The organism is Dactylosporangium sp. NPDC000521 (genome assembly GCF_042898305.1).
Taxonomy (GTDB): Bacteria; Actinomycetota; Actinomycetes; order Mycobacteriales; family Micromonosporaceae; genus Dactylosporangium.
In genome coordinates, this window is the sequence record NZ_JBIAYW010000045.1 from 1 (window position 1) to 24,438 (window position 24,438).

Sequence of the window (24,438 nt, forward strand, 5' to 3'; positions counted from 1 at the left end):
GCCCGGGCCGGGGTTGGTTGGGCCCTTGGGGCGCGCCCCCCCCCCCCCCGGGCGCGGGGGGGGTGGACGCGGGGGGCCCGCTTGGCGGGGATGGGGGGGGGGTGGCCCCCCCCCACGACGAGCCGGTCGGATGGGACCACCGTCTCGGCGACCCGGATGCCCACCGGCACCGGGTCGCCGGGCAGTGCCGCAGCCCGCTTCAGCATGAACGGCGGATCGCCGGCCAGGCCGGCGCCGGGGGACGTGAGGAGGACGACGGCGCCGCGGCGGACACCGGCGAGGGTGGTGCGCCGGACGAGGAGACGGTCACCGGGCAGATACGTCGGTGCCATGCTGACACCCTCAACGGTGACCAGCAGCCACCGCTGCCGGACCACGCCGATGGCCCGGGCGAACAGCCGCGCCGGCCCGCTCATACGATGGCCACCGGCTGGTAGCCGCCGGCCTGCAAGCGGAACAGTCGGGCGTACCCGCCGTCGCGGTTGAGCAGGTCCTCATGGGTGCCCTCCTCGACCACCACACCGTCGGCCAGCACGACGATGCGGTCCGCGTCGCGGACGGTGTTGAGCCGGTGCGAGATCAGCACACTGGTGCGCCGCTCCCGGTGCCGCCGGAGCCGGACGCGCACCTCGTGTTCCGCCTGTGGGTCGAGGCCGGCGGTCGGCTCGTCGAGCACGAGCAGGTCCCGGTCCTCGCGCAGGAACGCGCGGGCCAGCGCGAGCCGCTGCCACTGGCCGCCGGAGAGCACGATCCCAGTCGTCGGGTCGGCTCGGTCCGCCTCGTCGTAGTAGGCGTTGGTGAGCATGGTGTCGTAGCCGTTCGGCAGGGCGGCAAGGGTGTCGTGGATGCCCGCCCGCGCGGCGGCGGCCTCGATGCAGGGTCGATCGGTGAGCGCGGCGACGTTGCCGACGCCGATGTTCTCCGCGGCGGACAGCTCGTAGGCCATGTAGTCCTGGAACACCGCGCCGATCCGCTCGCGCAGGGCTGCGACGTCGACGTCGCGCAGGTCGCGACCGTCCCAGGTGATGCTGCCCTTCGTCGGGTCGTAGAACCGGCAGAGGAGCTTGACGACGGTGCTCTTGCCTGCGCCGTTGAGCCCCACGAGCGCGACGGTCCGCCCTCTCGGGATGCTGAGGTTGACGCCGCGCAGCACCCAGGGCTGGTCGGGTCCGTAGCGGAACCAGATGTCACGCAGCTCGATTGCGTCGCGCAGCGGCTCGACTGTCGCCGGGCGGGTCGGCAGCGGCAGGTCCGGCCGGGCGTTCACCAGCTTCCGGTAGTGGTCGAACAGCAGCGCGTTCTCGTGCGTGGATGCGAACCGGTCCACGAGCCCTGCGAGGCCCGCCTGGACCCCGGCGAGCGCCGCCACCAACAGCGAGATGTCCCCGATGGACAGTCGGCCGCGCGCCGCCTCCGTGATGGCCCACAGCAGCCCGGCACCGGCGACCACGGCGGTGACCACCGCTAGCGCGCCCCGCACGAGGACCTCGCGGGTGTCGTGCCTGGAATGCTCGCGATTGGCCGCGGCCATCTCATACCGCATCCGGCTACGGAACAGCTCGCCGAGGCCGAACATGCGCAGTTCCTTCGCGGCGGACAGGCTGGTCAGCAGGTCGGCGTAGTGGACCTCACGGCGGGCCCGACCGCTGACTCGCCAGAGCATGCCCGCGCGCCGCCGATTGAGCCGCAGCTGGGCCAGGAGGGCCGGGCCGGCCGCCGCGACGGCGAGCAGCGCCAGCAACGGGTTCAGCGCGATCAGCGCCGTGAGGAAGCCGCCGAGCGTGATGATCGACTCGACCGCGCCGAGCGTGTCGTCGACGAGTTGGCCCGGGCCGGATCGGCCGGACTGCTGCGCCATCCGGAGTCGGTCGCGAAACGCCGGGTTCTCCATCACCGCCAGGCCGGTGATCCGGTTCATCGCCGCGTACAGCCGATCCATCGCCCGCACCCCCACGGCCCGCAGCAGGCGTCCGTGCAGGTGGCTCCGGACAGCTGGCAGGACCCCCGCTCCGAGGCCGGCCGCGACGAGTCCCGCTGCGGGCGGCAGCACCCCGCGGCCGGTGACGAGGCCGTCGAGGACGGCCCGCAGCAGCGCCGCGCCCGCGACAGGCACGGCACCGGCGACGACGGCCAGCACCGCGTACAGGCCGAGGACCACCGGCGCCGTCGCGCATCCGAGGCGCAGCGCCGCCCACAGGTGACCGGGGATCCGCCGCAGCGGCACGTTGTCCACTGTGGTCATATCGACGGTGGTCACGCCGCGGTGAGCATGGGAAGGTCGGTGAAGGCATTGCCGCTGCCGAGGACCACGCCGCCGCGGTCGATCAGGCACAGCGTCGGGAAGCTGCTCACCCGGAACGCGGTGGCCCAGCTGCCGCCGCCGGGCTCGATCAGGACGTCCACTTCGGCCAGCCGCTCTGCGTAGAGCCCGCTGCCGGCGACGTCGGTGACCACGACCGCGACCGCGGCGACCCCGGTCCGGGCGTGCCGGTCGAGGAACTCCGGAATGCTGTCGGCGCACGGTTTGCAGCCCGGGGTGAAGAACCCGACGAGGGTGGCGCGATCAGCGTCCACAGTGGACACCTGACGTCCGGCGACGGTGGTGGCGGTGAGCGGGGCGATCGTGGATCCGGTTGGTGGTCCGGAGTCCGGCACCGGCGGCGGGGCGAGCCGCGTGTCGTGCTCACGCAGCTTGCGGATCACACCGAACGTGAGCAGCAGGTTGAACGCGGTGCTCACCAGCGCGACGACGGTGGCGACGGCGAGGTAGTCCATGTTGGTTCCTTCCATGCGGTGCGGTGGTGCGGTGCCGGCTTCACACCGCACCGCCGCGTTCGGTCGCCGGGCAGTGGATCAACAGTCGCCGATGCTCACCCAGCCGCCGCAGCTGACAGCGCTGCAGGAGCAGTTGTACTGACACCACCGGCGCTGGTTGAGCTGGCCGTTGTAGCAGCGGTACTGGTAGTAGCCGTCGCCCGGGAAGCAGGCGCAGGCACCGGCACGGGCCTTCGGCAGGAACCGCCCCAGCATCCGATCGGCGGCCGTGTTGAGCAGATCTCGCATGCGAACTCCTCTGTCCGTCGGGATCTCCCGAGTGGTGCACGACTCTAGAAAGCCACGCCATAGCGCCACCACAGCGCCGCCACAGCGCGCGCCGGGGGCGTTGACCGGCGGCACCGCCCTGACGCAGGCTCGTAGGCGTGTCGGTGCTCTTGCTGTATTCCCGCTGCCTGATCGGTGTGGTGTTCGCGATCGCCGTGGTGTCGAAGCTGCGTGCGCCGGGCGCGTTCGTCACGTCGGTGCGTCAGGTGCAGGTGTTGCCCGCGGCGTGGGCCCCGCCGGTCGCGGTCGCCCTGGTGGCCGGCGAGACCGCCGTGGTGCTCGCCATGGTGCGCGGGCCGCTGGCCGGCTTCGCCGGCGCGATACTCCTGCTCGGCGGCTTCACCGCCGCGGTCGCGGTGGCCATGCGTCGTGGCATACCTGCCATCTGCCGTTGCTTCGGCACAGCGGGAGCGCCGTTCGGCCGCCGGCATGTCGTGCGGAACCTGGCACTCATTGTTTGCGCCGGGGCCGGTGCCCTCCTCGCCGCGGCCGGTGCCGCCGACGTGACCGGCCGGATGCTGGCGCTCGCAGTGCCGGCCGCGGTGCTGTCCGCGGCGGCGGTCACCCGCCTGGACGACCTGATGTTCCTGTTCAGGCCTGCCCGGCCCCGGATCGGGCCAGCACCAGCGGTTCGGGTGCGTGCCGCGCGCCCAACCGGCACCCGCTGAACGAACAACGGCCCAGCGCGGACTGCGCGGCGACCGCGGCTGCGGCATGACCTCCACAGCGAGATGGGCCTCGGCCATGACGCTGTGCCTCACCGGAGAGCAGCCGGCAGCTCGCACGCTGCGCGAGCAGAGCGGCGTCGCGCGGGATCGCGCCCTCCGCACCGGCGCGGTAGACCCGGCACCGCCGCTCGATCACAGCCGACCGTTCGGGCGGACGTCGCTGCGCCGGGCCTCATCGCAGGCGTACGCCCGCAGCAGGTCGTGCAGGCTGTACCGGCCGTGGTGCCGTTGCACCATGTGCGCGGCGGTGAGCGCGTCGAGCGCCGCGGTGGCGTCGCCGGCATCGGCGTCCGGACCGATGAGGGCGGCCGCGGTCTCGGCGGTGAGGTCGTCACCGGGCACCAGTCCGAGCCGGCGGAACAGTACCCGGTGCGGGTGGGACAGCTGCCGGTACGACATTGCGAACGCGGCCCGTACCGACGCCTGCGGATCGTCGTCCACGTCGAGCTCGCCGAGCCGGCCGTGCGCGGTGAACGCCGAGATGTAGGCGGCGAGCTCGTCGTCCGGCCGCTCCGCACACTTGGCCGCGGCGATGCGCAGGGCGAGCGGCAGTCGCCCGCAGGCCTCCGCGAGGTCGGCCAGCGCGACCGCGTCGGCGCCGGCCAGCCGTCGACCGAGCACGCCGCGCAACAGGGTGACCGCAGCGTCGTGGGTGAGCGGCGGCACGGTCAGCCGGCGTGCGTGGTTGACCGCCACCAGCCCGGTGAGCTGGTCCCGACTGGTCACCACCGTCATGCAGCGCTCGCCCGCCGCTAGCAGCGGCCGCACCTGCTCGGCGCTGCTGGCGTTGTCGAGCACGAGCAGCAGGCTCCGGTCAGCCAAGAACGTGCGGTACCTGGCCATGGCGTCGTCGACGTCGACCGGGATCTGCACGGCCGGCACGCCGAGCGCCCGCAGACACCGGGTCAGCGCGGCCAGTGGCGTGAGCGGGCTGCCGGCCGACCAGCCGAGCAGGTTAACGTGGAGCTGGCCGTCGGGGAACCGTGCGGCGACGCGATGGGCCCAACGCACTGCCAGTGCGGTCTTGCCGGCGCCGGCGATGCCGACCAGGACCACCAGCGGGCCGGGACCGCTCGCGTCGGCGGCGTCCGGCAGCAATCCGTCGAGTTCGCGCAGTAGATCGTCGCGGCCGACCATGTTGGGCACGTCGGGTGGCAGGGTGCGGGGCACGACGCCGGCGGTTGGCGGGAACTCGGGCCTCGGCTGCGACACGAATCCGGCTTCGGGCGGTGGCGGCGCGCGATGCCCCTGCAAGGTCGGATCAGCCGCCAGGATCCGCCGGTGCAGACGCTGGAGCGCGGGAGCCGGCTCGACCCCCAGCTCGTCGACGAGCCGCAGCCGGAACCGCCGGAACGTCGCCAGCGCCTCCGAGGTGCGGCCACTGCGGTGCAGCGCCAGCATCAACTGCGCCTGGAACCGCTCACGCAATGGATGCACCTCGGTGTTCCGCATCAGCTCGGCGACCACGTCGGCGTGGTAGTCGGCCCGCAGCAACGCGTCGATCCAGTCCTCCGTCGTGGTGAGGCGCAACTCGTGCAACCGGGTCACCAGCGGCCGCAGCGGTGCCGGCAGCTCGATACCGGCCAGCACGTCGCCACGCCACAGCGCCAACGCCTGGCCGAGCCGCTCGATGGCCACCTCCGCACCGTCGACGGCCGACACACGCTGACCTTCCGCAACGAGTCGCTCGAACACCTCGGTGTCCAGCTCGTCTGGCTCCACCCGCAGCAGGTACCCGTCGGGTGTGCTGGCAAGCCGGTCGCCCATCGTCGGAGTGCGGCGCAGCTGGGCGACGTACGAGTGCAGGTTCGCCCGCGCGGACCGTGGTGCCCCGCCGTCCCACAGGCACTCGATCAGCAACGACATCGGCAGCGGTGTATTGGGATGCAGCAGCAGGACGCCGAGCAGGAGACGCTGCTTGCGCGCCCGCAGGACGACCGGCCCGCTGGCCCCGTGGGTTTCGAGTGAACCGAGAATCCGCCACAGCATCATTGGCCTCCCCCGAGCCGTTTCCGCCACGCCTTCACGATCTACGGCGGGACTGGCCGTAACGAGCCAGGTCGCCGGTAGAGGCGCTATCGAGGACGTTTGGGGTCCTCCAGCCTTGATCCGAAGGACCGGATCGGTCCGCCATGACCGGAAGCGACGTGGGGACGTGACGAGAACGGGCGGTTGCCGAGGACGTCCACCATGCGGCGTTCGGCGCCGAGGCGACGCAGGACGAGGTAGCCGACGAACGCCGCCGGCCCGAAGAACACCTGGGCCGGGATCAGCGATGGTTGGCGTCCGGTGATCGCTTCGATGGCCAGCGGGGACAATGTCGGGAGCAGTGCGCCGAAGACCGCGACGATCGCCACGCTCGCCCGCAGGCCGGTCCGGCCGTACGCTTTGTACGCGGTGGCGCCGTAGAGCGCGTAGGCCAGCAGGTCTCCCATGCCGATCACCGCGCTCAGTTCGCCGACGCGCAGTCCGGCTGACGGCGCGTAGGGGTAGCCCTGGATCGCCTCGGCGAGTTTCTGGGTGATGGGGATCGCCGTGGCGAAGGTGAGGTCATACACAGCGAGGCCGAGCGTGAACCACGCCGCATGACGCAGCTTCAACCCACCCTGAGCGGACAGGTTGGCCGCGGACACCGCGATCAGCATCACGACCACGCTGTTCACGGCGGTGAACCAGGTCGGTGCCGCGCCGGCGCGCCACGCCGCCCAGGCCGCCAGGTCCACGCCCAGAAGGCTGAGGATCAGCCCCCGCCGCCACCACCCGTGCGTCACCACCGGCTCGTAGCCGATGCCGAGGCCGGCGGCGAAGACGAGCCCGAGCACCGTGGGCAAGGCCCACCCGGGCAGCGCCAGATACACGAAGGGCAGCACCACCACGAAGCCCATCATCGCGAACACATCGCCGATGTCGAAGACACCGATGGCCGGTCGGGACAGCCGTACCCATCGGAAGTAGCCAGCCGCCGCGAGCGGCGCGAACGATGCGAGGAACAGCGTCACGACGACGAAGAACACCGGCTGGCTCATGCCGCCCCCTCCGCTTCGCTACGGCGTCGGCCTGAGCTCAACCTGCCATGCTGATTCGCGGTCACTCCGCTTCGCTGCGGCCCGCTCATGCCGGATCCCCCACCAGCACAGGGGCGCGACGTTCGGACCGGGTGAAGGTGTGTTCCAGCAGGTCGCACCGCAGCGGCCGGAGTCGCTGAGCATCGGCCTCCGTCATCGCCGTCACCGCTACCTCAGCGTCGATGCCGTGCCCGGCGAACCGGTCGGCGATCTCGCTGCCGGACAGGCCGCCCGCGTGATCGGCCGGCACGGTGACCCGCACCCGCGCGCCCGCCTGTGCCGCGGCGAACCGCACCGGCCAGCGGGCGCCCGGCAGGCCGTCCATCACCTCCACCAGGTCGCGCGGCGTGACCGGGCCGGATGCGGTGGTCAGCAGATCGCGCGCCTTGCCGAGAATGTGCGACACAGCGGGGATGGCGGCCAGCTCGCAGGGCGGCTCATCAGCGGACGGAACGCGAACCAGGTCACGGGTGTCGTACCGGAGCACCGGCATGCATTCGCGGTACGGGTGATACGGAGTGACCACGAGCGTCCCGAGCTGACCGGGGGCGGCCGGCGTTCCGGTCGAGAGGTCGATCACCTCCGCATAGCCCATGTTCGGGTCCGGGTGCAGATGCCGGTGCGCGCAGAACCGCCCACCGACCGGCAGCACCTCGGTCGCGCCGTACGCGTCGTTGACACGCGCACCGAACGTCGACTCCGCCGCCGCGACCAGCGCCGACGACATCAGCTCGCCGCCGGCGTTGATGGTGTGCAGCGCGAAGTCCGCCGGGCCCAGGCCGCGGTCGCGCGCCGCGGTGACGAGCGCGCCGAGATAGCTCGGGTACGTGTTGAGCACGGTGACGGATCCGCACAACCGCTCGAGCGTCTCGTCCGGTGGCACCAGGCCGATGACGCTGCACTCGGCGCCCACCAGGCCGCACATTTCGACGTCTTCCTGGACCGCCGCGGTCGCCCGGGAGCTGAGGCTGAGCTGGACATGGTCGTCGGGGGTGATCTCGCCGCGCAACACCAGGGACAGCGCGATGAGCGACGGCCACAGCGTGATCTCGTGCCGGGACAGCCACACCTCGACCGGCACACCGGTGGTGCCGGTGCTGCGGGTGGACAGGAACGGGCGCCCGCACAGCAGATCCCGCTGCCGCGACACCAGGTCGGCCCGCGTCATCAGCGGCAGCTGGAGCAGCGTGTCCGGGGTGAGGCGGGCCGGGTCGACGCCGGCGGCACTGAACCGGTCCCGGTAGAAGGACGAGCGGGCGGTGAGATGCCGCGCGGTCCGCTGCAGCGCACGGGTCTGCAGTGCCGTGCGCATCCCGACATCCGCGTACGGTCCGTCGATCAGCTGGCCGACGTCATCGCCCGGCGAGCCGAACTCCTCCAACGTCGCCAGCGCGTCCTGGACCAGGCGCTGGACCACCCGAACCGAGAAGGGACGGCCGAGCACGGTGGAGAAGGCCACCCTCATCTGCCGGACTGCGGTCGTGAACATCCACCCTCCACCGATCGACGGGTGCTGTGGCGGCAGGCCACAGCGACGGAACCGGGCCGGGACCGGTGAAAGGGGCACCGTCCCGGCCCGGCATCGGGTCAGGAGGCGCTACAGGTCGCGAAGAACACGCCGGCCATGGCGCCGATGACGTACTTGGTGTGCTTGACCGTGCAGACGAACCGGGACATTTGGTCCTCCTCCATCAGGTGGGATCGATGATCAAGGACAGTAGTCGGCCTGCGTACATGAAACGGCTACGGCGAATACATGGCAGACTCGAAGTCGTGCGTGAGCGGGCAGGCGGCAGCATCGAAGCGGAGTCCTGTTGATCAGGCGGCACACCGTTTGAGCGGCTCCGGCTCAGGACGAAGACATCGCGGGTCCAGCGCAGTCAGGTCCGGCGTGGCCTGCGGAACGCCGCGGCAACTCCGCGACTGAACGAAGCCGGCATTTCGCACCGTCTATATCATCGATGCCTCGAAGCCGGCATGCGCCTTGGCAAAGGAGCTGTGGTGGAGTATTTCGTGCTTGGCCCTGTCGAGGTGCGGTCCGCCGCCCACGAACCTGTCGCTCTTGGTCCCCCGCTGCAGGTGCATCTGCTGGCGCTCCTGCTGACCAATCCCGGGACCGTCTTCTCGACGGACCAGATCATCGAAGAGCTGTGGCCGGTGCAGCCGCCGAAGTCCGCAGCCAGCAACATCAGGACGTACGTGTGGTCGCTACGCCGGATCCTGGGTCGTCCCGGCACCGCCGGCAGCCGCGTCGTGGGTGGAACCCGCGGTTACCGGCTCCTCGTCGACAACGACATCGTGGATACCGCCCTGTTCGATCGGATGTCACACGAGGGATACGCGAAGCTGCACGGGAACGACGGGGCGGGGGCACTGGAAGCGTTCGAAAATGCGCTCGCCTTGTGGCGGGGCGTCCCTTTCCAGGATCTTCCCGTCAACGGGACGCTGCTGTCCAGCCGAACCCGCCTTGAGGACCGGCGGCTCACCCTGGTCGAGGAGATCGCCGACCTCTACCTGCAGGCCGACCGTCACAGCGAGATCATCGACCGGTTACGGGACCACATCGCCGTCGATCCCCTGCGTGAGAGGCCCTGGGGGCAGCTCATGACCGCGCTGTATCACGCCGGCCGCAAGGCCGAGGCGCTCGCCGCGTACCGCCAATTACACAAGCGGCTGTCCGGCGACATCGGTGTGGAGCCGACCGCAGAGATCCAAGCCCTGCACCGTCGGATCCTGCACGGAGACCTGCCCCGGACAGTCCGCGTCCACGGCCCGACCACGATCCGTACAGAAGGCATGCCGGCGAACGACGTGTCCCCCGTCGCCGAGCGGCAGGATGCGACCCCGCATCCGCAGCAACTGCCACCAGACGTGCCTGGCTTCGTCGGACGCGAACCTGAGCTGGACGCGCTCGACCGCCTCCTCTACAGCGCTATGAGGATGGCCGTCATCTGCGGCATGCCAGGGCTCGGCAAAACCGCGCTCACGGTGCACTGGGCACACCGCGTCAGCCATGCCTTCCCAGATGGCCAGCTGTACGTCGACCTCCGGGGCCACGGCCCCGGATCGCCCATGCCGCCGCTTGAGGCCCTGACACACCTCCTGGAATCCCTCGGGATGTCCCCGCATCGGGTGCCCCCCGACCAGCATCGGGCGACCGGCCTGTTCCGGTCCGCGGTGGCGAACAAGCGGGTGCTGCTGCTGCTTGACAATGCCATCTCCGCCGACCAGGTACGGCCACTGCTACCCGGCAGCCCCACCACCTGCGTCATCGTGACCAGCCGTGAACGCCTCGCCGGCCTCGTCGCCCGGGAAGGAGTCCAACAGATCGACCTGCCGGCGCTGAGCCAGGATCACGCGATGACGCTCCTGGCCCGACTCCTCGACCCCGCTCGCGTTGCCGCCGAGGAACCGTCCGCCCAGGAACTCGCCCGCCTGTGCGGCACGCTGCCACTCGCGTTGCGCATCGCCGCGGCAACCATCAACCGCCAGTCCAAATCGCCGATTGCCGACCTCGTGGAGCGGCTGTACGCCAGCAGCCGGCTGACCACTTTGAAAATCCACGACGACCCACAGTCCGCCATTGACGCAGCCTTCGACTCCTCCTACGCAGTGCTGGACCCGCACCTGCAACAGGTCTTTCGCGCGCTGTACCTGCTCCCCGTCCGGGATTTCACCGCCAACGCCGTGGCAGCACTCATGGCCTTACCGGCAGCAGATGTCCAAGATGCATTGCGCCGTATCGAAGATGCTCACCTTGCCGAGGCGCTCGGCGACGACCGCTACACCATGCATGACCTGGTGCGGGAATACGCGGGGCGGCTGTCCGCACTGGATTCCCCGGAGGAGCGCGTCGCAGCGGTTGCGCGCGTGCAGGGCTGGTACCTGCGCAAGACCGAAGCGGCCGCTCGGGCGCTCTATCCGCAGCTGGTGCGGCTCCCGGTAACGATCGGCGAAAACGACCAGATTGACGGCCCTGCCGCGGTCCAATGGCTAGCGGCAGAGCATCGCAATCTGGTCATGGTGGCTACCGACGCCGCCGGAACCGCTTCACCCGAGGTGACGTGGCTGCTGTCGTCGACGCTGCGCGGCCAGTTCATGTCCTGCCGCGACACCACCGCCTGGCTCAACGTTGCCCGCGAGGCTCTGACCGCCGCCACCGCCCACGCCAACGTTCAGGCGCAAGCGGCAGCACACCACAGCCTGGGGCTGGCCTACAACTGCATCGGGGACTTCGGTTCAGCCATCGACCATTGCACGCGGGCAACCGAGCTCGCGGCCCAGATCGGCTGGCGCGAACTGCGGGCCTCCGCCCTGCTCGCGCTCGGCGTATGCCACTCGTACCGGGGGCAGACCACGCAGGCCATCGCGCATCTGACGCTGTCGCTGAGACTCAACCGAAGCCTGGGCAACGTGTCGAGCACGGCGATCGCCCTCAACAATCTCGGCACCATCGACATCCTGCGCGGCCGGCTTGCCGGTGCCGAAGCCCGGCTGAACGAATCCCTGCGACTGCACCGCCAGGCCGCGACACGGCGCGGAGCGGCGTCGGCGCTGATCAACCTCGGCGTCGTAGCGCGGCATCGAGGCGACCTGATACGGGCGCGGGCGGGTCTCGCCGAGGCCGGCGAGATCTACCGGCAACTCAGCGATGTCGAGGGTGAGGCCAAGGCGGTCCGCGAGCTGGCGATGGTCGAACTGCTGTCGAAACGCACCGCGGAGGCACTCGTCCACGCCCGCGCCGCTCTGGCTGCGGTGCGCCCCATCGGCGATCTCCACGCCGAAGCACTCGCCCTGCACACGCTCGGCACCATTCGCGCACGCCTCGGCAACGACCGGCTCGCCATGAGCTATTACCAGCGTTCGCTCAGACTCGGTCAGCGCGCGGACAGCCGACAGGCAACGGTCGCGGCACTCGTCAGCCTCGCTGAGCTCTACCACCGACAGGGGCACCACGACTTGGCCTACAAACACGCAGAGCAGGCTGTCCCTCTTGCCCAGCAGGCCGAGTACGTGCCGTACCAACAACAAGCCCTGCACATCCTGGCGGGAGTCTCCCCTTTCACGATCGACTGATTGAGCAGGCTCCCGGCTGTCCGTGAAGACGGACACCTCCGGTGTGCGCCCGCTACGACCTGCTCGGCACGGTGCTCGCCACAACCCGGGTTCCACAGATGCAAGTCGGATCCAGGTGGCGAAGATGCGCGCTGAGCTGTGAAAACATGGCTTGTCCCAGCTCACATCTGTGGAACCCGGGCGAGAAGACCAGCGCGAAAGTGAAGCGCCTCAAGCGCTCCTTCCTGCTCGATTACCCGAAGAACGCGAGTCGCGAGGACGCCACACTGCTCCTCGACGACATTGAGGCTGGTCTGGACAATTCGATCGACGCCGAAGACCTCAAGAGCCAGATCCGTGCCGTTCGCCGCGACTTCGCCCTCGACGACGAGCCGATGGAACCAGTCACCGACTTCGCGGCATTCCGCGACGCGATCGACAACCTCGTGTACCGCGAGATCAACCTCGTCCAAGCGCCGTAAGTCTGCGTCCGTCCCTGCCACCTCGGTCGGCGTTCGCCGGGTTCCGGTTCCCGCCCGACGTGATCGTGGTCGCGGTCCGGCTGTACCTGCGGTACAACCCGTCCTACCGCGACGTCGAGGAGCTTTGATCGAGCGGGGTGTCGAGGCCGATCACGTCACCGTCTTCCGGTGAGTGCAACGCTTCGCCCCGCTGCTGGCCGACGCGGCCCGGTTCTGCCGGCATGCACCCGCTGACAGGTGGTCATGCAGAACCTCCGCCGCGGCCACTACGAACTCGGACTCGACGCCCCACGCGGGCTCCGCGTCGCCGCAGCGTTCACCGAACTCGCCGGCGCCATCTGACACAGCCGGAGACACCGAGCCCGCTGCGCCATCCGATCAGACAACGCAACGGCGCCCGACGACGAATGAGCTACCTCTGACCTGCTCCGCAGGGGTTCCATTTCCTCCCCACGGCTAGAGCCGGGGCTTCCACGGAAGGTACACGATGACAGAAACGCCGAGGGCGATCGTCGCGGTCGCGCACGCCAGCAGGGTGGAGCGGGCGCCGAGGAGGGCGACGAGCGGGCCCCCGAGCATCGTGCCGAGCGGCACGGCCAGGACGAGGATCGTGCCGTTGGCGGCGAGGACCTGCGGCAGGTCGGCGGCGGGCGTGCTGCGCTGGAAGAGCGCCATCGACGTCGCCATGTACGGCGCCCAGATCGCGCCGGCGAGCGCGAAGCTGCCGATCGCCACGGGGGCCGGCACGTCGAGGCCGAGCGGCAGCATCGCGGTGCCGAAGGCGACGACGATGCCGATCGTGGTCGGCCACAGCGACAGCCGCCGCAGGTATCCGGTGAGCAGGCCGCCGAGCAGCGCGCCGGCGCCGAACGCGGTGTAGTAGGCGCCCAGGAGTGTCGCCGAGCCGTGCAGGTCGGCGGCGACGTGGATCGGCATGGCGACGTAGAACGGGCCGAACAGGAGGAAGAACGCGAACGACAGGGCGAGCAGGCCGAGCAGCGTGCGGTCGCGCCGGAGCGCCGCGAACCCGGCCCCGGAGGAGGAGGTGTCCGCCGGAGGAGCGCCCGGTGGCACCGCCAGGCGGTAGCTCAGCGCCAGCACCGCGAAGCTGGCCGCGTCGATCGCGATGACCGTCGCCGGGCTGGTCCAGCCGATGAGCAGCCCGGCGAGCGGTGGCCCGGCGATGGTGGCGCCGTTGGCGATCGTGGTGAGCACGGCGTTGGCCGGCAGGTGGTGTGCGGGCGGCAGCATCTCGGCGATGAGCGTGTAGTGCCCGGCCGATCCCCACGCCGCCAGCAGGGACGAGAGGGCGAGGAGCGCCACGTACAGCGGCAGGTCCAGACTTCCGAGCGCGGCGGCGACCGCGATCGCGCCGAGGGCGGCCGCCCGCAGGGTCGCGTTCCACCCGGCGAGCTGCGCACCGCCGCGGTGCCGCAGGAACCGCCCGAAGAGCACTCCACCGGCGGCGCTCGGCAGCGAGTACGCGGCCACCGCCACCGCCACCCAGGTGCCGCGGTGCGCCTGCGGGGCGAGCTGCAACGCGAGCCAGGTGACGGCGACGAGTGACATGCCGTCGCCGAGCGCCGAGACGACGAGTCCGGGCAGGATCCGGCCGAGCTTCGGATGGCTGACGACGGGCCAGTACGGCGACGAACGGACTCCGATGCTCATCCGCCCACTCGACCGCGCCCGCGGGCATCGATCAAGAGCGGTTCACCCGTGGCGGAATCAGCTTGCAGCCGAATCGGCGGAGCCGGCGGAGCGGGCCGCCACGGCGGCCTGGATGCGGCGCAGGGTGCGGAGCGCCTTCTTCGCGGCGACGTCGACGCGGCCGTCGAAGACCGTGGCGGCGTGGTCGGTCGCCATGAGGCGCTCGAGGATCGGGGCCGCGGACGAGTCGCCGGTGGAGCCCAGCGCGACCGCCGCCCAGTACCGGACGTTGGGGTCGGGGCTCGTGGTGGCTTCCGCGAGGCGGGGCAGCACGGCGGGCGCGAAGCGGGCGAGGTTGCTGGCGATGTAGCCGATCCGGGGGAAGCGCCGGTGCTCCAGTTCGTGCCACAGCGCCTCGAGGGCCTCGGGCCCGCCGATGTCGGCGAGGGCGTCGGCGGCGTACTGGCGAGGATGCTCCTGCGGGTCGCGCAGCAGCGGCGCGAGCGCGGGCACGACGGACGCGTCGCCGAGCCGGCCCAGGGCGCGGACGGCCTGCTCACGGACGTTCCAGTCGCGGTCGTCCAGCAGCTCCAGCAGCGTCGGCACCGCCTCGGTGAAGCCTCCGGCCGCGCAGCCCATCGCCGCCCACGCCTGGCAGTTGAAGCGGGTGTCGGCGAGCGCCGCGAGGAGCGGTTCGCGCAGCGACGCGTCGACGAAGACGTCCGCGCGGTTCAGGGCTCTGGTGTACAGCGAGCGATGGTATTCCCGGTAGTCCCGCACGACCGCGCGGACCGCCTCGGCCGCGGCGGGGTCGTCGGTTGCCCGGTCGAGCAGCTCGTACAGCAGCTCCTCGCGGTCTTCGAGGGTGCCGGAACGCAGATCCACCGATCACACGGTACACAGGTCTCACCGGGGTGCGGCGGGGCGGACCAGCCCGGACTCGTAGGCGACGACGACGGCCTGGACGCGGTCGCGGAGGCCGAGCTTGGACAGGACGCTGGAGACGTGGGTCTTGACGGTGTGCTCGGTGACGAACAGCTCCGCGGCGATCTCGGCGTTGGACAGGCCGCGGGCGACCTGGCGCAGCGTGTCCAGCTCCCGCGGGGTGAGGGCGGCGAGCGGGGCGAGCGTCGCGACGGCGGGTGCCCGCTGCCGGAGGACGTCGGCGATGAGACGGCGGGTGACGGTCGGCGCGAGCAGGGACTCCCCCGCGGCGACGGTCCGCACGGCGGCGACGAGCTCCGTGCGGTGCATGTCCTTGAGCAGGAAGCCGGAGGCGCCGGCGCGCAGCGCGTCGTAGACGTACTCGTCGAGGTCGAACGTGGTGAGCACGAGGACGCGCGTGGCGGGTGAGCAGGCGCAGATCTCCCGGGTGGCGCCGATGCCGTCGAGGTTGGGCATGCGCACGTCCATGAGGACGACGTCGGGATGGTGCGCGCGGGCGGCGGCGACCGCCTCGACGCCGTCGGCGGCTTCCGCGACGACGGTGATGTCGGGTTGGGAGGACAGGATCATGCACAGGCCGTCACGCACGAGGGCCTGATCGTCGGCGACCACGACATTGAGCACAGCCGTCAACCTACCCGCGCCGTCACAGCCCGGCTCCGGCAGCGGCCGCGACGCCCGGCGGGCAGTGCACCATGACACACACACCGCCGGGCGCGGAAGTCCGGCCGGCGGCCGGCACGGACCGTCGGCTGGTCAGCCTGCCCGGGGCGGCGGCAGCGCGGACACCGCAGTGCCTGGACGGCCAGCCTGGACAAGCCATCACGGTCAGCCTCGGCCACGCCGCCGGACGTGCCGCTACCCGACCGGCGGGACAGCACGTACGTGCCGGCCCACACGGCCGGCCGGCTGGCACGGAAGGCGTGCAGGTCAACCGGTCCGCCCCCGGCACGCGCCGACTCCGGGCCGTGCTCCACAGCCGCCGCGCGCCGATCCGGACAGGCCATCGCCACGAGACCCGGCGATGCCGCCGAGGACGCAGCCGGCAGTGGCCGCCCGGCGGCCGAACAGCAGGAGGCACACGCCGGTGCGTGAGGCCGCCCAGCCCGAAGGCCGCCACCCGTCCGGGTCTGGAAGACGCGGTGCCGCGCGGACCCGCGAACGACGTTCACCGCGGAGCCCGGGGCGGCGGCCGCGCGAGGACGTGCTGGGCCGGATCGCGGCGACCGGCGTGGCCATGGAGCGCACGCGCGTCAACCGGACACGGCCGGCAGCAGTGCGGAGACCTCGAAACCCGGGCCTTGCTCGACGGGCCCGGTCCGCAGGGTGCCGCCCGCCGCCGCGACCCGCTCCGCCATCCCGGCCAGGCCGTGGCCGCCGGGTTTCGGGGTGCCGCCGCGGCCGTCGTCGCGGATCCGGACGCGTAAGGACGGGCCTTCCGCGGCCAGTACCACAGCGACATGCCGCGCACCGGCGTGCTTCACGGCGTTGGTTAGGGCCTCCTGCACGACCCGGAACGCGGTCGCGCCGACCTGGGCGGGCACGGGCGGGACGGCGTCGCGGGTGAGGGTGACGTCGAGGCCGGTCCGGCGGGCGCGCTCGACCAGCGACGGGACGGCGTCGAGGCCGGGTGTCTCGGGGCGCTCGTCGCGCAGGACGCCGAGGGCGTGGCGCAGCTGCACCAGGGCCTCGCGGCCGGTGCCGGCGATCGCGTCGAACGCCGCCTCGGCGCGGGCCGCGTCGGTGCGCACGACGGACGCGCCGCCCTCGGCCTGCACGACCATCAGGCCGACGGAGTGGGCGAGGACATCGTGCATGTCACGGGCGATCCGCGCCCGCTCGGCGGTGGCCGCGCCGGCCTGCTCCTCGGTGAGGCGCAGCGTGCGCTCCTCCAGGAACGCGATCCGGTCGCGGCGCGCGCGCATGCCGGTGCCGAGCGCGTAGGCGGCGACGAACATCATCCCGACGTAGCCGAAGGACGGCGGGCTCTCCTGCGGCACGATGAGGGACACGGTGACCCCGACCGCGGTGCCGGCGGCGGCGAACAGCCGCCATGCGGGCGTGGCGAGCTCGGCCCAGGTGTAGGTGGCCACGAGCTGGCCCCAGGGCTGGTCGAACAGGTGGTCGGTGACCGAGAGCCAGGTGGTGCCGACGCCGCAGGCGAGGGCGACGAGGATCGGGGCCTGCCGGCGCCACAGCAGCGGCACGGAGGTCAGCAGGGCCAGCGCGACGTCCAGCGCCGTGCCCCACCGCGCCGCCGGATACACGCCGGCGGCGGTGACCGCGACGGTGATCACGATGTCCACGGCCCGGATGCGCATGGCAGTCATTGTCATCGCCGCCCGGACCGGGCGCCTCAGTCGTAAGAATGGTTCCTCTCATCGCGGTGCCGGACGCCGACGTGCTCCCGCTGCCCGGGTTCGGCCTGCCCGCCGCGGGCCACGCCGCCGGGATCCTGCCCGGCCAGGAGGGCGGCTCCTACCTGGTGCTCGACGGCGCGGCGCCGCACTCGGCACGCCCGCCGGCGGCACGCCGCCCGTGACCCGCGTCGCCGAGCGCCCCGAGGCGGCCGACCCGCGCTTCGACGGCCGCGCGATCGAGACCAGCGTGCGGAAGTTCCTCACGTACGATGCCGGCGTCGAGCTCGCCACGCCGCTGACCCAGATCAGCGAGATCGTGCCGTACCCCGCCGACGTCATCCCGTTCGTCGGCGGCGGCCCGCTGCGCGGCGTCTTCACCCACCAGCGGGCGCCGGTGCCGCTGATCTGCCTGATCTGCCTGACCGGCCTGCTCGGCGGGCACCTCGAGGTCGACGAGGCGACCGCCCGGGTGCTCCTCGTCGAGGCCGGCGGCGCCCGCGCCGGCTTCATCGTGCCGCAGCTGCGCGCCATCGAGGAGTCCGCGTGGGAGGAGCGCCGGGCCGGCGCCGACCCCGGCGCGCCCGTCAGTCTCGCCGGCAGCCCGCTGGTGAAGATCGACGGCCGGATGCTGCCCCGCATCGACCTGGAGCAGGTCGTGCGGACTATGGTGAGCGATCATGGACGGTCTGATCCGGCTGGAGATCGACGGGCACTCGCCAACGCCTGAGGAGCTGTACTTCCCGGCGCTGGTCAACTACGGGCACCTGACCGCGCTGCAGGTCCGCGCCGGTCGCGTGCAGGGCCTCGGCCTGCACCTGAGCCGCCTGGCGTCGGCGTCGCTCGCCCTGTTCGACGTGGCCCTGGAGCCGTCGCACGTCCGCTCGCTGCTGCGCCACGCCGTCCGTGACGTGCCCGACGCGGCCGTGCGGGTCAACGTCTACCAGCCGAGCCCGGGCGGCCCGCTGTCGGTGCTCGTCGCCGTCCGCCCGCCCGCCTACCCGTCACCCACGCCGCTGCGGCTGATGTCCGTGCCGTACCAGCGCCCGGTCGCGCACATCAAGCACCTCGGCGGCTTCGGCCAGATCTACTGGGGCAAGGCCGCCGTCGAGCACGGCTTCGACGATGCCCTGCTCACCACCCCCGAGGGCGAGATCACCGAGGCAGCGGTCCACAACATCGCGTTCTTCGACGGCACGCACGTCGTCTGGCCCGACGCTCCCGCGCTGCCGGGGATCACGATGCAGCTCCTCGAACCGCTCCTGCCCTCCCGCCGCGCCACCGTCACCCTCGCCGACCTGCCGCTCTACACCGCCGCGTTCGTCGCCAACTCCATCGGCGTCGCCGCGGTCTCCGCCGTCGACGAGCACGTCTTCGCCGTCGACGACACCCTCATGGCCGGCGTGCGGCAGACGCTGGAGGGTGTCCCCTGGGACGAGCTCTGACCCCGTCTCACTCCTGAGAGGGAGGTCGAAGACCGCTCCCCGCGGCGAGGCGCCGCCACAGCGGCGACGGCGAGCATCGTCGCATGTTCCGGATGTTGACAGCGCTGGCGTTGCGCCGGCCCGTGATGGTCATCGTGTTCTGGGTGGCGGTCGTCGCCGTGGGGTTCGGGGTCGGCGGCGGGGTGTTCATGAAGCTGACCGCGCAGGTCGCGACCGTCCCCGGGTCGGAGACCGAGCGGGCCCTGAAGCTGCGGGACGAGGCCGCGGGGCCGCGTCCGGCGCAGCTGACGGTGGTGGCGGCCGGTGGGGTGGACCTGGCGGCGGCGCTCGCCGACGTGCGGGGGTTCGACGGGGTCAGCCAGGTCGGTGCGCCGATGGCGGCCGCGGACGGCCAGGCGACGCTGCTGCAGGTGACGGTCAAGGACGCCGTCGTGGCGGAGAAGGTCGCGCAGCGGCTGCGGACGACGAACGTGACCGTCACCGGCGGGACACTCACCGACGCGGAGTTCGGCGGGCAGGCGCAGTCCGACGTGCAGCGGGCCGAGCTCTACACGCTGCCGGTCGTGCTGGTGCTGCTCGTGGTGGTGTTCGGCGGGCTGCTCGCCGGGGCGATGCCGCTGCTGGTCGCGGTCGCCGGGATCGGCGGCACGTTCGGGCTGCTCTACGCGCTCAGCTTCGGCACCGACATCTCCGTCTACGCGATCCAGGTCGCCACGATGCTCAGCGTCGGGCTCGCCGTCGACTACGGGCTGCTGCTGATCAGCCGGTTCCGGACCGAGCGCGCGAACACCGGCGACGTCAAGGAGGCGCTCGCCGCGGCGGTGGACAAGGCGGGCCGGACGATCGCGGTCACCGGTCTCACGGTCGCCGCCAGCCTGCTGGGGCTCGCCGTGTTCCCCGACGCGTTCCTGCGGTCGATGGGCCTCGCCGGCACGGGTGTCGTGCTGGTCAACATGGTCGCGGTGCTCACGCTGCTGCCGGCGGTCCTGGCGCTGGCCGGCCGGCGGGTCAAGCCCGCCAAGCCCCGCACCGGCGACGGCGTCTTCGGCAGGATCGCGGTCGCCGTGCAGCGCCGGCCGCTGCTGACCACCGTGGTGACCGCCGCCGGGCTGCTCGCCCTGGCCGTCCCGGCCCTGGACATGCGCCTGGGCAACAGCGACGCGCGGGCGCTGCCGGCCTCGACGCAGACCCGGCAGCAGTACGACCAGCTGGCCGCGCACTTCCCTGAGCTCGTCGGGCCGGACGACATCGTCGCCGTGGTCCGCGCCTCCGCCACCGACGCGGCGACGGTGCAGTTCGCCGAACGCGTCCGGGCGGTGCCGGGCGTGACGAAGGTCGAGGTCGAGCCCCTGTCGGCGGCGGTCGCTGTGGTACGGGCGACGCCCGCCGACCGTCCGGAGACCCCGCAGGGCCGGGCGACGGTGAACGCGGTGCGGGACCTGCCGGCGCCGTTCGAGGTCCTGGTGACCGGTGCCGCGGCCCAGCTCGTCGACTACCGGGGGATGCTGGCGGACGACGGGCCGATCGCCGCGCTGGTCGTGGTCGCGGCGACGATCGCGCTGCTGGCCGCGTTCACCCGGTCGGTGCTGCTGCCGCTGAAGGCGGTCGTCACCAGCGTCCTGAGCATCGGCGCGGCGCTCGGCGTCGTGACGCTGGTGTTCCAGGAGCGCGGCGACCTCGGCCTGATCGACCTGACGGTGCCGGTCCTGGTGGCGGCGATCGCGTTCGGCCTGTCGGTCGACTACGAGGTGTTCCTGCTCGCCCGCATCCGCGAGCACCGGCTCACCGGCGCGGACTCCCGCCGGTCGGTGGCGGTCGGGCTGCAGGAGACCGGCCGGATCGTCACGTCGGCGGCGCTGCTGCTGGTCGTGGTGTTCGCCGGCTTCCTGGTCGGCGGGTTCGCCCCGATCCGGGAGATCGGCCTCGGCCTCGTCGTCGCGATCGTGCTCGACGCGACCGTGGTCCGGATGCTGCTCGTCCCGGCGACGATGACCCTGCTCGGGAAGGCCGCCTGGTGGCCCGGCCGGGTCCCGCCGGTCGCCGGCAGCGTTCAGGTGCCGGAGCTGGCCGGCAGCCGATAGCGAAGGCCGGCGGTGAATGGGCCCGTCCGGCGCTCCCATGCCGGACGGGCCCTGCCTGCGCGGTCACGACGAACCTGCCCGGGCCGGTGGCGGCCGGCCCGGGCAAGCCTGCTGAGAGCGCTCTCACAGTGTTGTACGTCGATGCAGCGGAAATGTCAAACGGTGTTAACAGAGAACGGTCACGGGAAGCTGACCAGGTAGACGGGGACCGTGTTCTGGCCCTGCGCCGGGCCGCCGGTGGTGTTGATGACGTGGGCGATCGTGCCCTTGCCGCCGAGCGAGACCGTGAGCAGGTCGTGGAACTTCACCCCCGAGGTGACCGGCGCCTCGAAGCCGTGCTCGGCGACGATCGTGTCGTCCACATTGAAGTTGCAGTAGCTGCCCATCCCCCACGCCTCGTGGGTCGTCACGCCATCCGCCACCTTGTACGCGGCGTAGCCCCGCGCCCCGGTCCGCCAGGCGGACTGGCTCGGCGGGTCGTACGGCATCTCGTTCTGGAAGAAGATCGTCCGGCCGCCCTGGCCGTTCCAGACCACCTCGTCCTTCTGGTAGTGCTCGACGAACAGGCCGTAGGCGGAGACGTTGTCGCCGTTGACGATCAGCCCGGTGTCGGCGGTGTTGACGGTCCAGCCGACGCCGGCGCCGTGGTCGGCGCGCCAGGCCCAGATGTGGTCGATGATCGTGTTGTCGGAGTTGACCACCAGGCTGTTGGTCGCCTTGCCGGGGCCCGCGCCGCCGATGCGGAAGAACACGTCCTGCACGGTGGTCGGGTTGGCGGCGTGGCTCGCGCCGGAGCCGGCCGGGCCGATCGTGAGCAGCGTGTCGGAGTTGGCCGTGCCGGCGTCGAAGAGCACCCCGGCGATCTTCACCCCGTCGACGTCGGCGACGGTCATCGCGTTGACCCCGTTGTCCGGGATCAGCGTCGGGTACCCCTCACCCAGGATGACCGTGTTGGGGTTGGTCACGTTGAGCGTCTGGTCCAGGTGGTAGATGCCCGGGGTGAAGAACAGGTGCCGGCCGCAGGCGAGCGCCGTGTTGATCGACGCGGCGGTCGCGCCGGGCTGCACGACGTAGAAGCTGCTCAGCGGGATCGACGTGCCGGGCGTCGAGCCGCCGGACCAGGTGGTGCCGGCCGCGTTGGTGCGCAGGTTCGGCACGAACACGTTGTAGGCGCCGCCCGACTGGTACAGGTAGGGCTTCTCGCGGATCACCGGGGTGGTGGGCAGGACGGTGTAGGGCGGGCTCGGGAAGCTGTTCGCCGGGGCGCCCTGCACGCCGGAGAACACCATGTTCCACACGCCGTTGACCCAGCTGCCGATCGAGCTGTCGCGGGTGTACCACTGCTGCTGCGAGTACGGCCCGACGCTGCCGTCGATCTTGCTGTCGGCGATGTAGCCGCCGCTGGCCCACCCGTAGCCGTTGGGGGCCAGGTTGAGCTTGCCGCGGATGTGCACCCGCCGCATCGGCGCGGCCTGCGCGACCGCCCACCGGTCGCCGCCGTTGGCGTTGCTCGGCACGATCGACAGGTTCTCGATCGAGCGCCAGAAGTTCTGCGTCGCGTTGCCGCCGAACCAGCCCGCGTCCACCGTCACGTCACCGTTGATGACCACGTCGTCGGGGTTCTGACCCAGGCCGATCACGGAGGTGTAGAAGCCCGTGTTGACGTTGATGCCACTGTACGAGCCGGGCTTGAACGCCAGCACGTAGCGCTGCGCACCGAACTGGTTGGACTCCTGGGCCGCGAAGACCTCGTCGACGCGGCTCTGGATGGTGCTCGACGACATGGACGGGTCGAACACGATGAAGTTCGGCGGCAGGGTCGGGTTCGCCGGCGGCGTCGGACAGACCGGCGGGTCGACCGGGGTACCGCTGTAGACCGCGAGCTCCTTGATGGAGTAGCCGTAGTTGTTCGCCCGCTTCGTGCCGTACACGCGCAGGTAACGGCCGCTGCCACTGACGGTCAGCGTCTGCGTGCCGCCGGTGCTGGTGGTGGTCGAGTAGATCGAGGTCCAGCTGCCGGCCGCGCCGGTCGGCGACACCTCGACGCTGAACGCCTTGGCGTAGGACGTCTGCCAGGCGATGACGACCTGGCAGACGTCGGTGACCGCGCCGAGGTCGACCTGCAACCACTGAGGGTCACTGAAGGCGCTGGACCAGCGGGTGCCGGTGTTGCCGTCGACGGCCTTGTTGGGGGTCAGGTTGCCGTTCTCGTTGGACGAGGAGGTGGCGGGCTTGTTGAGCGCGACGTTGGTCGTGCCGCAGGCGGCGTGCGCGACACCCGTGGTGGCACCGACGGCGGCGACGGTGCCGCCGAGCATCAGCACCGCACTGAGCAGGGCTTTCGCCGTCCTGTTGAAGGCGGCGTTTCGGGCAGGGGGCATTGGTGCATCTCCCTCATTTGGCGGGGTGGGGACATGTGCCTCGGACGGTAGTGACGCCCGCGCGGCGGCGGCAATCGTTTGCCATCCATTTGCCAAACTCGATCTTCGACGGCCACGCTGAGTCAGAAACCTGACGAAGCGGGATCGACACGGGGTACCCGGGTGTCGCAAGCCCCGGCCGATGCATACGCTCACCTGCGAATGTTCTCCGGGGAGGAAGACAGATGGCCGTTCACGTCGACTTGCAGGCAACGCCCGAGGTACTCCGCCAACGCCTGTATGACGGTCACCTTCTGGTCATGACGAAACTGCCGTCGGTGGCGAAGTTCGTCGACCACGCCCGGCAGCAGCTGACCGAGCTCTTCGCGCCGCACGATCCGGAGCACGCCCACGAGCACTTCGAGCCGGCCGCCATGGCCGCGCTGCTCGGGCCGTGGAAGCCCCGGTTCATCCACGACGAGCGGTCCAAGAAGCTGGTCCGCAACATCATCGAGGAGGCCGGCTTCACCGCCGAGGAGACCCACTTCGACGTGCCGAAGCCCCGCACCTCGTTCCCCGTCGGCCACCTGACCACGGGCGTCGCGTTCGCCTTCCCGTGGCACCGCGACGTCTGGTACTCCGCGCCGAACCAGCAGCTCAACTGGTGGCTGCCGATCTTCCCGGCCCGCGACACCAACGCGATGTCCTTCGACCTCGACCGCTTCAACGCGCCGGTCGCCAACAACTCCGGCGACTTCGACTACTACGCCAACAACGTCGGCCGGCTCACCACCGCCGCGTCGGTCAAGCAGGAGGCCCAGGTCCGCCCCGGCGCCATCGGCCACAACCCGCCGAACGAGCTTGTCGTGCTGCCCGCGCCCGGGCAGGTGCTGCTGTTCTCCGGCGCCCAGCTGCACCGGTCGACCCCGAACACGTCGGGCCTCGCCCGCTACAGCGTCGACTTCCGCACCGTGCACGTCCCCGACGTCCTCGCCGGCCGCGGCGCGCCGCTCGCCGACACGTACTGCACCGGCACCGCGATCCGCGACTTCGTCAACGTCGCCGACGAGTCCCGCTTCGACGAGGCCACCGTCCGCTCCATCTACGGCGAACCCCCGGCCGACGCGATGCTCGTCTTCGAGGCCCCGAAGGCCTGACGCGCGACTCC

The 24,438-nt window shown here is 71.5% G+C and carries 20 protein-coding genes and 1 pseudogene; 9 read left to right on the top strand and 12 right to left on the bottom strand.

Annotated elements, in window-relative coordinates; all coding sequences use genetic code 11:
• The 4 genes from ACFY3L_RS53590 to ACFY3L_RS53605 all read right to left on the bottom strand — a co-directional run.
• Positions 1 to 416, bottom strand: a 416-nt coding sequence (locus tag ACFY3L_RS53590) for a S26 family signal peptidase (protein WP_389343412.1), incomplete at its 3' end; no start/stop codon positions are given.
• Positions 413 to 2,257 carry an ABC transporter ATP-binding protein gene (locus ACFY3L_RS53595; RefSeq protein WP_389343415.1) on the bottom strand — a complete coding sequence of 615 codons (1,845 nt, stop codon included), beginning with the start codon at positions 2,255 to 2,257 and terminating at the stop codon, positions 413 to 415. The genes ACFY3L_RS53595 and ACFY3L_RS53590, both read right to left, overlap by 4 nt.
• Positions 2,254 to 2,775, bottom strand: coding sequence for a TlpA family protein disulfide reductase (locus ACFY3L_RS53600; protein ID WP_389343418.1), 522 nt, complete (start codon positions 2,773 to 2,775; stop codon positions 2,254 to 2,256). Before ACFY3L_RS53600 ends, ACFY3L_RS53595 begins: the two co-directional genes overlap by 4 nt.
• Before the next feature lie 78 nt (positions 2,776 to 2,853).
• The gene (locus tag ACFY3L_RS53605) at positions 2,854 to 3,063 is read right to left on the bottom strand and encodes a hypothetical protein (protein WP_389343421.1); all 210 of its coding nucleotides are present in this window, start codon (positions 3,061 to 3,063) and stop codon (positions 2,854 to 2,856) included.
• Between the two features lie 137 nt (positions 3,064 to 3,200).
• Here ACFY3L_RS53605 and ACFY3L_RS53610 point away from each other — a divergent pair, with 137 nt between their 5' ends.
• Positions 3,201 to 3,770 (top strand): MauE/DoxX family redox-associated membrane protein, encoded by a 570-nt coding sequence (locus ACFY3L_RS53610; RefSeq protein ID WP_389343424.1) that lies wholly within the window; start codon positions 3,201 to 3,203, stop codon positions 3,768 to 3,770.
• Between the two features lie 192 nt (positions 3,771 to 3,962).
• Here the strand turns inward: ACFY3L_RS53610 and ACFY3L_RS53615 are convergent, their stop codons facing one another.
• The 3 genes from ACFY3L_RS53615 to ACFY3L_RS53625 form a co-directional block, all read right to left on the bottom strand.
• The gene (locus tag ACFY3L_RS53615) at positions 3,963 to 5,819 is read right to left on the bottom strand and encodes a BTAD domain-containing putative transcriptional regulator (RefSeq protein ID WP_389343427.1); all 1,857 of its coding nucleotides are present in this window, start codon (positions 5,817 to 5,819) and stop codon (positions 3,963 to 3,965) included.
• A gap of 86 nt (positions 5,820 to 5,905) precedes the next feature.
• Positions 5,906 to 6,856 carry a hypothetical protein gene (locus tag ACFY3L_RS53620; RefSeq protein WP_389343430.1) on the bottom strand — a complete coding sequence of 317 codons (951 nt, stop codon included), beginning with the start codon at positions 6,854 to 6,856 and terminating at the stop codon, positions 5,906 to 5,908.
• Between the two features lie 85 nt (positions 6,857 to 6,941).
• On the bottom strand, positions 6,942 to 8,384 hold the full coding sequence (locus ACFY3L_RS53625) for a phenylacetate--CoA ligase family protein (protein ID WP_389343433.1): 1,443 nt from the start codon (positions 8,382 to 8,384) through the stop codon (positions 6,942 to 6,944).
• Positions 8,385 to 8,896: 512 nt separating this feature from the next.
• Between ACFY3L_RS53625 and ACFY3L_RS53630 the strand changes: the two genes are divergently transcribed.
• The 3 genes and pseudogenes from ACFY3L_RS53630 to ACFY3L_RS53640 all read left to right on the top strand — a co-directional run.
• A complete protein-coding gene (locus tag ACFY3L_RS53630) occupies positions 8,897 to 11,971 on the top strand; it encodes a BTAD domain-containing putative transcriptional regulator (RefSeq protein WP_389343436.1) in 3,075 nt (1,024 codons plus the stop codon).
• A 41-nt stretch (positions 11,972 to 12,012) separates the two neighbouring features.
• Entirely contained in the window at positions 12,013 to 12,432 is a 420-nt protein-coding gene (locus ACFY3L_RS53635; protein WP_389343439.1) for a hypothetical protein, read from the top strand.
• 14 nt (positions 12,433 to 12,446) lie between these two features.
• A pseudogene (locus ACFY3L_RS53640) lies at positions 12,447 to 12,673 on the top strand (IS6 family transposase); the annotation flags it as partial.
• A 215-nt stretch (positions 12,674 to 12,888) separates the two neighbouring features.
• On the opposite strand, the gene ACFY3L_RS53645 reads toward ACFY3L_RS53640, so the two are convergent.
• The 4 genes from ACFY3L_RS53645 to ACFY3L_RS53660 all read right to left on the bottom strand — a co-directional run bounded on the left by ACFY3L_RS53645 (position 12,889) and on the right by ACFY3L_RS53660 (position 17,348).
• The gene (locus tag ACFY3L_RS53645; RefSeq protein ID WP_389343442.1) at positions 12,889 to 14,103 is read right to left on the bottom strand and encodes an MFS transporter; all 1,215 of its coding nucleotides are present in this window, start codon (positions 14,101 to 14,103) and stop codon (positions 12,889 to 12,891) included.
• A gap of 57 nt (positions 14,104 to 14,160) precedes the next feature.
• Entirely contained in the window at positions 14,161 to 14,967 is an 807-nt protein-coding gene (locus ACFY3L_RS53650) for a HEAT repeat domain-containing protein (RefSeq protein WP_389343445.1), read from the bottom strand.
• 21 nt (positions 14,968 to 14,988) lie between these two features.
• Positions 14,989 to 15,651: a response regulator gene (locus tag ACFY3L_RS53655; RefSeq protein WP_389343448.1), complete on the bottom strand. Its 663-nt coding sequence runs from the start codon at positions 15,649 to 15,651 to the stop codon at positions 14,989 to 14,991.
• 629 nt (positions 15,652 to 16,280) lie between these two features.
• Positions 16,281 to 17,348, bottom strand: coding sequence for a sensor histidine kinase (locus tag ACFY3L_RS53660; protein ID WP_389343451.1), 1,068 nt, complete (start codon positions 17,346 to 17,348; stop codon positions 16,281 to 16,283).
• Between the two features lie 47 nt (positions 17,349 to 17,395).
• On the opposite strand from ACFY3L_RS53660, the gene ACFY3L_RS53665 reads away from it, so the two are divergent.
• The 4 genes from ACFY3L_RS53665 to ACFY3L_RS53680 all read left to right on the top strand — a co-directional run bounded on the left by ACFY3L_RS53665 (position 17,396) and on the right by ACFY3L_RS53680 (position 20,910).
• Complete coding sequence (locus tag ACFY3L_RS53665) at positions 17,396 to 17,569, top strand: hypothetical protein (protein WP_389343454.1); 174 nt, start codon at positions 17,396 to 17,398, stop codon at positions 17,567 to 17,569.
• Positions 17,566 to 18,114: a chemotaxis protein CheW gene (locus ACFY3L_RS53670; RefSeq protein ID WP_389343457.1), complete on the top strand. Its 549-nt coding sequence runs from the start codon at positions 17,566 to 17,568 to the stop codon at positions 18,112 to 18,114. The genes ACFY3L_RS53665 and ACFY3L_RS53670 overlap by 4 nt, the downstream gene beginning before the upstream one ends.
• The gene (locus ACFY3L_RS53675) at positions 18,065 to 18,829 is read left to right on the top strand and encodes an aminotransferase class IV (protein ID WP_389343460.1); all 765 of its coding nucleotides are present in this window, start codon (positions 18,065 to 18,067) and stop codon (positions 18,827 to 18,829) included. The genes ACFY3L_RS53670 and ACFY3L_RS53675 overlap by 50 nt, the downstream gene beginning before the upstream one ends.
• Before the next feature lie 83 nt (positions 18,830 to 18,912).
• Complete coding sequence (locus ACFY3L_RS53680; RefSeq protein ID WP_389343463.1) at positions 18,913 to 20,910, top strand: MMPL family transporter; 1,998 nt, start codon at positions 18,913 to 18,915, stop codon at positions 20,908 to 20,910.
• Positions 20,911 to 21,089: 179 nt separating this feature from the next.
• Here ACFY3L_RS53680 and ACFY3L_RS53685 read toward each other — a convergent pair whose 3' ends face one another.
• On the bottom strand, positions 21,090 to 23,291 hold the full coding sequence (locus tag ACFY3L_RS53685; protein WP_389343466.1) for a discoidin domain-containing protein: 2,202 nt from the start codon (positions 23,289 to 23,291) through the stop codon (positions 21,090 to 21,092).
• A gap of 299 nt (positions 23,292 to 23,590) precedes the next feature.
• On the opposite strand from ACFY3L_RS53685, the gene ACFY3L_RS53690 reads away from it, so the two are divergent.
• Positions 23,591 to 24,427, top strand: a complete 837-nt coding sequence (locus ACFY3L_RS53690; protein WP_389343468.1) for a hypothetical protein — start codon at positions 23,591 to 23,593, stop codon at positions 24,425 to 24,427.
• Positions 24,428 to 24,438 lie beyond the last annotated feature (11 nt).

Excerpts from the sequence above, each read along its gene's own strand:
- ACFY3L_RS53600 (WP_389343418.1), bottom strand. The coding sequence starts at position 2,775 with ATGGACTACCTCGCCGTCGCCACCGTCGTCGCGCTGGTGAGCACCGCG.
- ACFY3L_RS53605 (WP_389343421.1), bottom strand. The coding sequence starts at position 3,063 with ATGCGAGATCTGCTCAACACGGCCGCCGATCGGATGCTGGGGCGGTTC.
- ACFY3L_RS53615 (WP_389343427.1), bottom strand. The coding sequence starts at position 5,819 with ATGCTGTGGCGGATTCTCGGTTCACTCGAAACCCACGGGGCCAGCGGG.
- ACFY3L_RS53620 (WP_389343430.1), bottom strand. The coding sequence starts at position 6,856 with ATGAGCCAGCCGGTGTTCTTCGTCGTCGTGACGCTGTTCCTCGCATCG.
- ACFY3L_RS53625 (WP_389343433.1), bottom strand. The coding sequence starts at position 8,384 with ATGTTCACGACCGCAGTCCGGCAGATGAGGGTGGCCTTCTCCACCGTG.
- ACFY3L_RS53645 (WP_389343442.1), bottom strand. The coding sequence starts at position 14,103 with ATGAGCATCGGAGTCCGTTCGTCGCCGTACTGGCCCGTCGTCAGCCAT.
- ACFY3L_RS53660 (WP_389343451.1), bottom strand. The coding sequence starts at position 17,348 with ATGCGCATCCGGGCCGTGGACATCGTGATCACCGTCGCGGTCACCGCC.
- ACFY3L_RS53665 (WP_389343454.1), top strand. The coding sequence starts at position 17,396 with ATGGTTCCTCTCATCGCGGTGCCGGACGCCGACGTGCTCCCGCTGCCC.
- ACFY3L_RS53675 (WP_389343460.1), top strand. The coding sequence starts at position 18,065 with ATGGACGGTCTGATCCGGCTGGAGATCGACGGGCACTCGCCAACGCCT.
- ACFY3L_RS53680 (WP_389343463.1), top strand. The coding sequence starts at position 18,913 with ATGTTCCGGATGTTGACAGCGCTGGCGTTGCGCCGGCCCGTGATGGTC.
- ACFY3L_RS53685 (WP_389343466.1), bottom strand. The coding sequence starts at position 23,291 with ATGCCCCCTGCCCGAAACGCCGCCTTCAACAGGACGGCGAAAGCCCTG.
- ACFY3L_RS53690 (WP_389343468.1), top strand. The coding sequence starts at position 23,591 with ATGACGAAACTGCCGTCGGTGGCGAAGTTCGTCGACCACGCCCGGCAG.